Origin of the sequence: Shewanella dokdonensis, from assembly GCF_018394335.1 — a bacterium.
Lineage (GTDB): Bacteria > Pseudomonadota > Gammaproteobacteria > Enterobacterales > Shewanellaceae > Shewanella > Shewanella dokdonensis.
In genome coordinates this window covers 1,608,760-1,621,303 of record NZ_CP074572.1, presented here as the reverse complement: position 1 = coordinate 1,621,303, position 12,544 = coordinate 1,608,760, and the positions used below count along the sequence as shown (strand labels likewise).

At 49.6% G+C, this 12,544-nt stretch carries 10 protein-coding genes and 2 pseudogenes; all 12 read left to right on the top strand.

All coding sequences use genetic code 11. The features are described 5' to 3' along the window. Window positions 1-30: 30 nt before the first annotated feature. Window positions 31-4,242 (top strand): DNA-directed RNA polymerase subunit beta', encoded by a 4,212-nt coding sequence (gene rpoC / locus KHX94_RS07750; protein WP_213682966.1) that lies wholly within the window; start codon window positions 31-33, stop codon window positions 4,240-4,242. 177 nt (window positions 4,243-4,419) lie between these two features. Continuing rightward, window positions 4,420-4,794 (top strand): 30S ribosomal protein S12, encoded by a 375-nt coding sequence (gene rpsL, locus KHX94_RS07745; protein WP_133040231.1) that lies wholly within the window; start codon window positions 4,420-4,422, stop codon window positions 4,792-4,794. Window positions 4,795-4,872: 78 nt separating this feature from the next. Further along, entirely contained in the window at window positions 4,873-5,343 is a 471-nt protein-coding gene (rpsG, locus tag KHX94_RS07740) for a 30S ribosomal protein S7 (protein ID WP_212595101.1), read from the top strand. Between the two features lie 75 nt (window positions 5,344-5,418). Further along, complete coding sequence (gene fusA / locus KHX94_RS07735) at window positions 5,419-7,515, top strand: elongation factor G (protein ID WP_213682965.1); 2,097 nt, start codon at window positions 5,419-5,421, stop codon at window positions 7,513-7,515. A gap of 77 nt (window positions 7,516-7,592) precedes the next feature. After that, window positions 7,593-8,777 carry an elongation factor Tu gene (gene tuf, locus KHX94_RS07730; RefSeq protein WP_213682964.1) on the top strand — a complete coding sequence of 395 codons (1,185 nt, stop codon included), beginning with the start codon at window positions 7,593-7,595 and terminating at the stop codon, window positions 8,775-8,777. 379 nt (window positions 8,778-9,156) lie between these two features. Beyond that, window positions 9,157-9,468: a 30S ribosomal protein S10 gene (gene rpsJ / locus KHX94_RS07725; protein ID WP_133040234.1), complete on the top strand. Its 312-nt coding sequence runs from the start codon at window positions 9,157-9,159 to the stop codon at window positions 9,466-9,468. 27 nt (window positions 9,469-9,495) lie between these two features. Beyond that, window positions 9,496-10,134 (top strand): annotated as a pseudogene (gene rplC / locus KHX94_RS07720) (50S ribosomal protein L3). Window positions 10,135-10,151: 17 nt separating this feature from the next. Beyond that, window positions 10,152-10,757, top strand: coding sequence for a 50S ribosomal protein L4 (gene rplD, locus KHX94_RS07715; protein ID WP_133040236.1), 606 nt, complete (start codon window positions 10,152-10,154; stop codon window positions 10,755-10,757). Further along, window positions 10,754-11,055: pseudogene (gene rplW / locus KHX94_RS07710) on the top strand (50S ribosomal protein L23). Before rplD ends, rplW begins: the two are co-directional and overlap by 4 nt. Window positions 11,056-11,071: 16 nt before the next feature. Then, a complete protein-coding gene (rplB, locus tag KHX94_RS07705) occupies window positions 11,072-11,896 on the top strand; it encodes a 50S ribosomal protein L2 (RefSeq protein WP_213682963.1) in 825 nt (274 codons plus the stop codon). Window positions 11,897-11,911: 15 nt separating this feature from the next. After that, a complete protein-coding gene (gene rpsS, locus KHX94_RS07700; protein WP_011758338.1) occupies window positions 11,912-12,190 on the top strand; it encodes a 30S ribosomal protein S19 in 279 nt (92 codons plus the stop codon). A gap of 15 nt (window positions 12,191-12,205) precedes the next feature. Then, complete coding sequence (rplV, locus tag KHX94_RS07695) at window positions 12,206-12,538, top strand: 50S ribosomal protein L22 (RefSeq protein WP_133040239.1); 333 nt, start codon at window positions 12,206-12,208, stop codon at window positions 12,536-12,538. Window positions 12,539-12,544 lie beyond the last annotated feature (6 nt).

The window sequence follows — 12,544 nt, the reverse complement described above, 5'->3', positions numbered from 1 at the left end:
CACCCGGTTTAACTCCTTCAGGAGAGAAACGTGAAAGACTTATTAAAGTTTCTGAAACAGCAAAGTAAGACCGAAGAGTTTGAAGGCATCAAGATCGGCCTCGCGTCGCCTGACTTGATCCGATCCTGGTCGTATGGCGAAGTCAAGAAGCCGGAAACCATCAACTACCGTACCTTTAAGCCTGAGCGTGAAGGTCTGTTCTGTGCGCGTATCTTTGGCCCCGTCAAAGATTACGAATGTTTGTGCGGTAAGTACAAACGCCTGAAGCATCGCGGTGTTATCTGTGAAAAATGTGGTGTTGAAGTTACTCAGACCAAAGTGCGTCGTGAACGTATGGGTCATATTGAGTTGGCTTCACCCGTTGCGCATATCTGGTTCCTCAAGTCCCTGCCAAGCCGTATTGGCCTGATGCTGGACATGACCCTGCGTGACATCGAACGAGTACTGTATTTTGAATCTTATGTAGTGATCGAGCCTGGCATGACCAGCTTGGAACGCGGGCAGATGCTGACCGAAGAAAACTACCTGGATTCATTGGAAGAATACGGTGACGAATTCGAAGCCAAGATGGGCGCCGAAGCGGTACTGGAACTGTTGCGTGCCATCGATCTTGAAAAAGAGATCGGTGAAATGCGTGAAGAACTGCCATCAATTAATTCAGAAACTCGTCGCAAGAAAGTGACCAAACGTCTGAAACTGATGGAAGCCTTCTACACTTCTGGCAATAAACCAGAGTGGATGATCCTGAAAGTATTGCCCGTGCTGCCACCGGATCTGCGTCCGTTGGTGCCATTGGATGGTGGCCGTTTTGCCACTTCCGATTTGAACGATCTGTATCGCCGCGTGATCAACCGTAACAACCGTTTGAAGCGTCTGCTGGATCTGGCTGCACCAGATATCATCGTGCGCAACGAAAAACGTATGTTACAGGAATCTGTGGATGCGCTGCTGGATAACGGTCGTCGTGGCCGTGCGATTACTGGTTCTAACAAGCGTCCGCTGAAATCGCTGGCTGACATGATCAAAGGTAAGCAGGGGCGTTTCCGTCAGAACCTGCTGGGTAAACGTGTGGATTACTCTGGCCGTTCGGTTATTACCGTTGGCCCAACGCTGCGTCTGCACCAGTGCGGTCTGCCGAAGAAAATGGCATTGGAACTGTTCAAGCCATTTATTTACGGCAAACTGGAAGCCCGTGGTTTAGCCACTACCATCAAAGCTGCCAAGAAGATGGTTGAGCGCGAAGTACCGGAAGTATGGGACGTATTGGATGAAGTCATTCGTGAACATCCAGTTATGCTGAACCGTGCGCCAACACTGCACCGTCTGGGTATTCAGGCGTTTGAACCAGTGTTGATTGAAGGTAAAGCCATTCGTCTGCATCCGCTGGTGTGTACCGCGTTTAACGCCGACTTCGACGGTGACCAGATGGCGGTACACGTACCGCTGACACTGGAAGCCCAGTTAGAAGCCCGTGCGCTGATGATGTCTACCAACAACATCCTGTCACCTGCTAACGGTGAACCTATCATCGTGCCATCGCAGGACGTGGTGTTGGGGATTTACTACATGAGCCGCGAACGCGTGAACGGTAAAGGCGAAGGGATGGCATTTGCCGATGTCGCTGAAGCTGAAAAAGCTTACCGTACCGGCGTTGCTGAACTGCACGCTCGTGTAAAAGTACGTATCACTGAAACTCAGATTGAAGCAAACGGCGAGAGGAAACAGGTTCGCCGGATTGTGGACACCACAGTAGGTCGTGCGTTGTTGTCGCAGATTCTGCCTGCTGGTTTGCCATTTGAAGTGGTGAACCAGAACATGGGTAAGAAGCAGATCGCTAAACTGTTGAACATCTGTTATCGCCGTCTGGGTCTGAAAGACACCGTTATCTTCGCCGACCAGCTGATGTACACCGGTTATCGTTATGCAACTATTTCTGGTTCCTCTGTGGGCATCAATGATATGCAAATCCCACAGGAAAAAGCCAAACTGGTTGCTGAAGCCGAAGCTGAAGTGCTGGAAATCCAAGAACAGTTCCAGTCTGGTCTGGTAACTGCCGGTGAACGCTATAACAAAGTCATCGACATCTGGGCCAGCTGTAACGAAAAAGTATCCAAGGCGATGATGAAGAACCTGTCTACCGAAACCGTTATCAACCGTAACGGTGAAGAGGAAGAACAGGCATCTTTCAACAGCATCTATATGATGGCCGACTCCGGTGCGCGTGGTAGTGCCGCCCAGATCCGTCAGTTGGCGGGTATGCGTGGTCTGATGGCTAAGCCTGATGGCTCCATCATCGAAACGCCCATCGTAGCGAACTTCCGTGAAGGTTTGAACGTACTGCAGTACTTCATCTCCACTCACGGTGCGCGTAAAGGTCTGGCGGATACTGCACTGAAAACTGCGAACTCCGGTTATCTGACTCGTCGTTTGGTTGACGTAGCTCAGGACTTGGTAGTGATTGAAGACGACTGTGGTACCCACGAAGGTCTGATCATGAAACCGCTGATTGAAGGTGGTGACGTGGTTGAACCATTGCGTGAACGAGTGCTGGGTCGTGTGGTTGCCGAAGATGTTTACTACCCAGGCACTGAAAACGTATTGGCACCGCGTAACACACTGCTGGACGAAGCCTGGTGTAAAAAACTGGAAGACGCCAGTGTTGATGAAGTGAAAGTACGTTCTGTTATCACTTGTGATACCGATTTCGGTGTGTGTGCTCACTGTTATGGCCGTGATTTGGCGCGTGGTCACATCATCAACCAAGGTGAAGCTATCGGTGTGGTTGCTGCGCAGTCTATCGGTGAACCTGGTACACAGCTGACAATGCGTACGTTCCACATTGGTGGTGCGGCATCGAGAGCATCAGCAGAAAACAACGTTCAGACCAAGAATGCGGGTACCTTGAAACTGCACAACGCGAAACACGTTGTGAATACTGAAGGTAAACTGGTTATCGTGTCTCGTTCTTCTGAACTGGCGATTGTCGATGACTTGGGCCGTGAGAAAGAACGTTACAAAGTGCCTTACGGTACCATCCTGGAAAAACAGGAAGGCGCTGCCATCGAACCCGGTCAGATCATCGCTAACTGGGATCCACATACTCACCCTATCATCACTGAAGTGGAAGGTAGCGTGCAGTTTGTGGACATGATCGACGGTGTGACTATCCAACGCCAGACTGATGAACTGACAGGTTTGTCATCCATTGTGGTGATGGATGTAGCACAGCGTCCATCCGCTGGTAAGGACATGCGTCCAGCCGTACGCTTGGTGGATGATAAAGGTCATGACCTGACCATTCCGGGTACCGAAGTGCCAGCACAGTACTTCCTGCCTGGCCACGCGATTGTAAGCTTGGATGACAACACTAAGATCAACGTGGGTGATGCGCTGGCGCGTATTCCACAAGAATCTTCTAAGACCCGTGATATTACCGGTGGTCTGCCACGAGTTGCTGACCTGTTCGAAGCACGTAAGCCTAAAGAACCTGCAATCCTGGCCGAAATCACCGGTACTATCTCCTTCGGTAAAGAAACCAAGGGCAAACGTCGTTTGGTGATCACACCAGCCGATGGCGGTAATGCTTACGAAGAGATGATCCCTAAGTGGCGTAACCTGAACGTGTTTGAAGGTGAAAAGGTGGAACGTGGCGAAGTTATTGCTGACGGTCCAGAATCTGCTCACGACATTCTGCGTTTGCGCGGCATCCACAATGTGGCCAATTACATCGTCAACGAAGTGCAGGATGTTTACCGTCTGCAAGGGGTGAAGATCAACGATAAACATATCGAAGTCATCATCCGTCAGATGCTGCGTAAGTGTATTATTACGGAAGCAGGTGATTCTGATTTGCTGGTTGGCGAACAGGCAGAAGTCTCTCGCGTTAAACTGGTTAACCGTGAGCTGGAAGCTGAAGGTAAGCGCCCTGCTAAGTTCGAGCGTGAACTGCTGGGTATTACCAAAGCCTCTTTGGCAACAGAATCCTTTATCTCTGCTGCATCGTTCCAGGAAACTACCCGTGTGCTGACAGAAGCTGCTGTGGGTGGTAAGAAGGACGATCTGCGCGGTTTGAAGGAAAACGTCATTGTGGGCCGTCTGATCCCAGCCGGTACCGGTTATGCTTACCATAAGAACCGAGTTCACACTAAAGGTGACGTGGCTCAGGAAGCACCTGGTATCACGGCCAGCGAAGCTGAACAGAACTTGGCAGACCTGTTGAACCTAGCAGGCAGTCAGGAATAATCGAAAAACCGAGACAAAAAGGCGCCTTCGGGCGCCTTTTTTGATGAAAAGTCGTACATGACTGGCTATTTCTTGACAGTCGACCTCGACCTTTCTAAAATTTCGCGTCCCACTTTTTGTGGGATATAGATTTTTCACACCCAAACGTTGAGTAAATCAACTAAATCGGAGCTATACATGGCAACTGTAAACCAGTTGGTACGTAAGCCTCGCGCCCCCAAAGTCGAAAAGACTGCGGTACCGGCGTTGAATGCGTGCCCACAAAAACGTGGTGTTTGTACCCGTGTGTACACCACTACACCTAAAAAACCAAACTCTGCACTACGTAAAGTAGCGCGTGTGCGTTTAACCAACGGTTTTGAAGTTACTTCATACATCGGCGGTGAAGGCCACAACCTGCAGGAACACAGTGTAATTTTGATCCGTGGTGGTCGTGTTAAGGACCTGCCTGGTGTTCGTTACCACACTGTACGTGGCGCTCTGGACTGTGCTGGTATCAGCGCTCGTCGTCAGGGTCGTTCTAAGTACGGAGCCAAGCGTCCTAAGTCTTAATGGTATCCCGTTAAGTAAGGCCAAGCTTTTTAATCATTTTATGGTTTTGGAAAAACCTGAAGTATACGGAGACATATCATGCCAAGACGTCGTGTAGTCGGTCAGCGCAAAATCCTGCCCGATCCAAAATTTAATAGTGAGTTGCTGGCGAAGTTCATCAACGTCATTATGCAAGACGGCAAAAAATCAACTGCCGAAAAAATTATCTACAAAGCATTAGATGTTATCGCTGAGAAAAAAGGCGAAGATCATCTGGTACTTTTGGAAGCAGCCCTGGATAACGTCCGCCCAGCCGTCGAAGTTAAATCTCGTCGTGTCGGTGGTTCTACTTACCAGGTACCATGTGAAGTTCGTCCAGTACGTCGTAACGCTCTGGCGATGCGCTGGTTGGTTGAAGCTGCACGTAAACGTGGTGAAAAATCTATGGCTCTGCGTCTAGCTGGCGAAATGCTGGATGCATCCGAAAACAAAGGTGCTGCCGTTAAGAAGCGCGAAGACGTGCATCGTATGGCAGAAGCCAACAAAGCCTTTGCTCATTACCGTTGGTAATATCTTGCGCGGAATTTTTTCCGCGCATTCTCTGGCAATACCAGAACTTCGGTTCTGGTTGAGAGGGTATAAATCGTGGCTCGTACAACTCCTATTGAGCGTTATCGCAACATCGGTATTTGTGCTCACGTTGATGCAGGCAAAACAACGACAACTGAACGTATTCTGTTCTACACCGGTTTGTCACATAAGATCGGCGAAGTACATGATGGCGCAGCGACTACTGACTGGATGGTCCAGGAGCAGGAGCGCGGCATCACTATTACTTCTGCGGCTGTGACGACATTCTGGCGTGGTATGGATGCCCAGTTCGAGCAGCATCGCATCAATATCATTGATACCCCAGGTCACGTTGATTTTACCATTGAAGTAGAGCGTTCGTTGCGCGTGCTGGATGGTGCGGTCGTGGTATTTTGTGGGGCATCTGGTGTGGAGCCTCAGTCTGAAACCGTATGGCGTCAGGCAGACAAATATCACGTTCCCCGTCTGGTATTTGTCAACAAGATGGACCGTGCGGGAGCGGACTTTGATCGGGTGGTCAAACAGATCCGCAACCGTCTCGGCGCTACCTGTGTTCCAATTCAACTGAATATCGGAGCTGAAGAACACTTCACCGGCGTGATTGACCTGATAAAAATGAAGGCAATCAACTGGAATGAAGCAGATCAGGGGATGACCTTCACCCATGAAGAGATCCCGGCAGAACTGCTGGCTAAAGCTACTGAGATGCGTGAGTATCTGGTAGAAAGTGCGGCAGAAGCCTCCGAAGAGTTGATGGATAAATATCTCGAAGAGGGTGACCTTTCCGAAGAAGAGATCAAGCAAGCGCTGCGTCAACGTACAATCAATAATGAGATTGTGTTGGCAACCTGTGGTAGTGCCTTTAAAAACAAAGGTGTACAGGCAGTTCTTGATGCTGTTGTTGAATATTTGCCAGCACCTAATGATGTACCACCGATTAAAGGTCTTGACGAATATGACAAAGAAGTCGAACGCGTTTCTGATGACAAGGCACCTTTTGCGGCCTTGGCATTTAAAATCGCGACCGATCCATTTGTCGGAACGCTGACTTTCATCCGGGTATACTCTGGAGTACTGGCATCCGGCGATGCCGTATACAACAGTGTTAAAGATAAGCGTGAGCGCATTGGCCGTATCGTACAGATGCATGCCAATGACCGTAACGAGATCAAAGAGGTTCGTGCCGGTGATATCGCAGCGGCTATCGGCCTGAAAGAAGTAACAACTGGTGACACTCTGTGTGATCCTGATCATAAAGTGATCTTGGAACGCATGGATTTCCCTGATCCGGTAATTACTATCGCTGTCGAACCCCGTTCGAAAGCTGACCAGGAAAAGATGGGCATTGCTTTGCAAAAGCTGGCAATGGAAGACCCTTCCTTCCGGGTTGAAACTGATGAAGAGTCGGGTCAGACTCTGATCTCAGGGATGGGTGAATTGCACCTGGACATTATCATTGATCGTATGCGCCGTGAGTTCAGCGTTGAATGTAACGTTGGTAAACCTCAGGTAGCTTACCGTGAAACTATCCGCGGTAGCGTGGAAGCCGAAGGTAAGTTTGTACGGCAATCGGGTGGCCGTGGACAGTTTGGTCATGTCTGGTTGAAACTGGAGCCTCTCGAAGAGGGCGCCGGTTATCAGTTTGTCAACGGTATTGTGGGTGGTGTGGTTCCTAAAGAATACATTCCCGCTGTTGACAAAGGTATCCAAGAACAGATGAAAAATGGTGTTCTGGCCGGATTCCCTGTCTTGGATGTGAAAGTCACGCTGTTCGATGGTTCGTACCATGAAGTGGACTCGAACGAAATGGCGTTCAAGGTTGCAGGTTCTATGGGCTTCAAGAAGGGCGCGCTGCTGGCAAACCCGGTGTTGCTCGAGCCTTGCATGAAGGTCGAAGTCACTACACCCGAAGATTATATGGGTGATGTTGTCGGTGACCTTAACCGCCGTCGTGGTCTCATTGAAGGGATGGACGATGGCGTAGCCGGCATCAAGATTATCCGTGCCGTAGTGCCTCTGGCTGAAATGTTTGGTTATGCAACAGATTTGCGTTCCGCCACTCAAGGCCGTGCCTCATACTCCATGGAATTCCTGAAGTATGCAGAAGCACCGCAAAATGTTGCTAAGGCAGTTATCGAAGCTCGTACCTGATTTAGGAACGGCATAACTGTTATTTTGATTGATTGTGCCTGGCAATGTCAGGCACATCTGAAACAAAGGAATATATCGTGTCTAAAGCTAAATTTGAACGTAATAAACCCCACGTAAACGTGGGTACCATTGGCCACGTTGACCATGGTAAAACCACTCTGACTGCAGCTATCACAACTGTACTGTCCAAGACTTACGGCGGTGAAGCAAAAGATTTCGCATCAATCGATAATGCACCAGAAGAGCGTGAACGTGGTATTACCATCAACACCTCTCACGTAGAGTACGACACACCAACTCGTCACTACGCTCACGTAGACTGCCCAGGGCACGCTGACTATGTTAAAAACATGATTACCGGTGCAGCGCAGATGGACGGCGCCATCCTGGTAGTAGCAGCGACTGACGGCCCAATGCCACAGACTCGTGAACACATCCTGTTGTCACGTCAGGTAGGCGTACCTTACATCATCGTATTCATGAACAAATGTGACATGGTAGATGATGAAGAGTTGCTGGAACTGGTTGAAATGGAAGTGCGTGAACTGCTGTCAGAATACGACTTCCCAGGTGACGACCTGCCAGTGATCCAGGGTTCAGCCCTGAAAGCACTGGAAGGCGAACCAGAATGGGAAGCGAAGATCGTCGAACTGGCAGAAGCGCTGGATACTTACATCCCAGAACCCGTCCGTGACATCGACCACCCATTCCTGCTGCCAATCGAAGACGTATTCTCAATCTCCGGTCGTGGTACAGTAGTAACAGGTCGTGTAGAACGCGGTATCATCCGTGTAGGTGACGAAGTAGAAATCGTGGGTATCCACGACACCACTCGTACCACCTGTACAGGTGTAGAAATGTTCCGTAAATTGCTGGACGAAGGTCGTGCCGGTGAAAACGTGGGTGTACTGCTGCGTGGTACTAAACGTGATGAAGTGGAACGTGGTCAAGTGCTGGCAAAACCAGGCACAATCACTCCACACACCAAGTTCGAATCAGAAGTTTACGTACTGAGCAAAGAAGAAGGTGGACGTCATACACCATTCTTCAAAGGCTATCGTCCACAGTTCTACTTCCGTACAACTGACGTGACCGGTACCATCGAACTGCCAGAAGGCGTAGAAATGGTAATGCCAGGCGACAACATCAAGATGGTAGTGACATTGATCTGCCCAATCGCGATGGATGAAGGTCTGCGTTTTGCGATCCGTGAAGGTGGCCGTACAGTAGGCGCCGGCGTGGTAGCGAAGATCATCGCCTAATCAGGTCGAGATTGATGGAAAAGGAAGCTTCGGCTTCCTTTTCTTTTTTGCGCGTTGGAAATTAGCAAGAAAACGCAATGAGAATGTGGCGTAATAAATGCTGGTGATTAACAGAAATCTCTGTATAATACCGCTCAAATTTTGACAGCAATAATGTCTGTCGATTACATCGCCAGCGGCCTTGAAATCCTTAACCGGATCGGTATAATAGCCGCTCGCTTAATTGCTTAGGCGTTAGGTAGTTTGGTCGATTGACTCAAATTACTTGAAAACGACTCCGATTGGGAGTCGAACGGTTAAATCATCTCACTCTGACTTTCTCCAAAGAGAAATGGCCAGAGGGTGATTTTTTATGTGTCCATTTTAGGAGCTCTGGTCAATGCAGAACCAAAGAATCCGTATCCGCTTAAAAGGGTTTGATCATCGTTTGATCGATCAATCCACTGCGGAAATCGTTGAAACTGCTAAACGCACTGGCGCCCAGGTACGTGGTCCTATTCCACTGCCGACGCGCAAAGAGCGTTATACCGTTTTGATCTCTCCGCACGTTAATAAAGATGCTCGTGACCAATACGAAATCCGTACTCACAAGCGTTTGGTTGATATCGTTGAGCCTACTGATAAGACCGTTGACGCACTTATGCGTCTGGATCTGGCCGCCGGTGTCGACGTTCAGATTAGCTTGGGTTAATTGAGATCCTTAGAAGAGGTTTGAGAGATGGCTATCGGTCTTATTGGTCGTAAAGTGGGTATGACCCGCATCTTCACTGAAGATGGCGCGTCAATCCCTGTTACTGTAATCGAAGTAGAAGCCAACCGCGTGACCCAGGTAAAAACGCTGGAAAACGATGGTTACCGCGCGCTTCAAGTTACAACTGGTACCAAGAAAGCCAATCGCGTCACTAAACCAGAAGCTGGCCACTTTGCCAAGGCCAGGCGTTGAAGCCGGCCGTGGTTTGTGGGAAATGCGTCTGGCAGATGGTGAAGGCGAAGGCATTGAAGTTGGTGCTGAGCTGAAAGTAGAAATCTTCGCTGACGTAGCGAAAGTAGATGTTACTGGTCAGTCAAAAGGTAAAGGTTTCCAGGGGGTGTTAAACGCTGGAATTTCCGTACTCAGGACATGACACACGGTAACTCTTTGTCACACCGTGCTAACGGTTCTATCGGTCAGAACCAGACTCCCGGTCGTGTATTCAAAGGCAAGAAAATGTCAGGCCACATGGGCGACGAGCGCGTGACCACTCAGAATCTGGACGTTGTACGTGTAGATGCTGAGCGTAATCTGCTGCTGGTGAAAGGTGCTGTTCCAGGCGCCGCCAACGGTGATCTGATCATCAAGCCTGCTGTTAAAGCTTAAGGTCTGAGGAGATAGTAATGGAATTGGTATTGAAAGACGCGCAGAGCGCTCTTGAAGTTTCCGAAACTACCTTCGGCCGTGACTTTAATGAAGCACTGGTTCATCAGGTAGTTGTAGCATATGCCGCTAACGCACGTCAGGGCACTCGTGGTCAGAAGACCCGCGCTGAAGTTCACGGCACAGCTAAGAAACCATGGCGTCAGAAAGGCACTGGTCGTGCCCGTTCAGGCGACGTGAAAAGCCCGATTTGGCGTGGCGGTGGCGTTACCTTCGCTGCTAAAACTCAAGATCATGGTCAGAAAGTTAACAAGAAGATGTACCGTGGTGCTCTGAAGAGCATCCTGTCTGAACTGGTACGTCAGGAACGTCTGATTGTGGTTGAGAAGTTCGGTGTTGAAGCTCCAAAAACTAAAGAGCTGAAAGCCAAACTGAAAGAAATGCAACTGGAAGATGTGTTGATCGTGACTCCAGAAGTTGACGAAAACCTGTTCCTGGCTGCTCGCAACCTGTACAAGGTTGACGTTCGTGATGTAGCCGGTATTGATCCAGTAAGCCTGATCGCATTCGACAAAGTGCTTGTCACCGCTGATGCTGTGAAGCAAATCGAGGAGATGCTGGCATGATCCGCGAAGAACGTATTCTGAAAGTTATTCTGGCACCGCACGTTTCTGAAAAGAGCACTGTTGTTGCCGAGAAGAGCAACACCGTAGTTTTCCGTGTAGCGCTGACTGCTACTAAAGCAGAAATCAAAGCTGCCGTAGAAAAACTGTTTGAAGTGAAAGTTGATGGTGTTCGCACTCTGATCAACAAAGGTAAAACCAAGCGTCACGGTGCCCGTACTGGCCGCCGCAGCGACTGGAAAAAGCCTATGTGACTCTGGCTGAGGGCGCTGATATCGATTTCCTCGGCGGCGCTGAGTAAGCAAAGGAGAATTTAAATGGCAATTGTTAAGTGTAAGCCAACCTCTCCAGGCCGTCGTGGCGTTGTTAAGGTTGTTAACAGTGACCTGCACAAAGGCAAACCTTTTGCTGGTCTGCTGACTAAGAAATCTAAAACTGGTGGTCGTAACAACACTGGTCGCATCACTACCCGTCATATCGGTGGTGGTCATAAACAGCACTATCGTCTGATCGACTTTAAACGCGACAAAGACGGTATCGTTGGGAAAGTTGAACGTCTGGAATACGATCCTAACCGTACCGCGCACATCGCGCTGGTGCTGTATGCTGACGGTGAACGTCGTTACATCCTGGCTGCTAAAGGTATGCAGGCTGGTGACAAAGTTGTCTCTGGTGCCGCTGCTGATATCAAACCAGGTAATGCTCTGCCGCTGGTTAACATTCCAGTTGGTAGCGTGGTTCACGCTGTTGAAATGAAACCTGGTAAAGGTGCTCAGTTGGCGCGTTCTGCTGGTGCTTATGCTCAGGTTGTTGCCCGTGATGGTGCTTATGCAACCTTGCGTCTGCGTTCAGGCGAAATGCGTAAAGTGCCTGTAGAGTGCCGTGCCACTCTGGGTGAAGTCGGCAACGCAGAACACATGCTGCGTCAGCTGGGTAAAGCTGGTGCTAAGCGCTGGCTGGGCGTGCGTCCTACTGTACGTGGTGTTGCCATGAACCCTGTCGACCACCCACACGGTGGTGGTGAAGGTCGTTCTTCTGGTGGTCGTCATCCTGTATCACCATGGGGCGTACCAACTAAGGGCTACAAGACTCGTAGCAACAAGCGCACTGACAAGTACATCGTACGTCGTCGTAACAAGTAATTAAGAGGATTCGCCATGCCACGTTCTCTCAAGAAAGGTCCATTTATCGACCTGCACTTGCTGAAGAAGGTAGAGAAAGCGGTGGAAGCGGGTGACAAAAAGCCTATCAAGACTTGGTCTCGCCGCTCAATGATCATCCCACAAATGATAGGGTTGACCATCGCTGTCCATAATGGTCGTCAGCACGTACCAGTGTTCGTAACTGACGAAATGATCGGCCACAAACTTGGTGAGTTCTCACCAACTCGCACTTATCGCGGCCATGCTGCAGATAAGAAAGCGAAGAAGCGTTAATACGGGAGGAATAAGATGGAAGTTTTAGCTAAACATCGCTTTGCCCGTACGTCGCCTCAGAAAGCTCGTCTGGTTGCAGATCAGATCCGCGGTTTGCCAGTGGCAAAAGCGCTGGAAGTTCTGACCTTCAGTCCAAAGAAAGCTGCCGTACTGGTCAAGAAAGTTTTGGATTCTGCCATTGCTAACGCCGAGCACAACGAAGGTGCCGATATCGACGAATTGAAAGTCGGTAAGGTATTTGTTGATGAAGGTCCAACAATGAAACGTATCATGCCACGTGCTAAAGGCCGTGCTGATCGTATCATGAAGCGTACCAGCCACATTACTGTGGTTGTATCAGACCGCTAGGAGAGA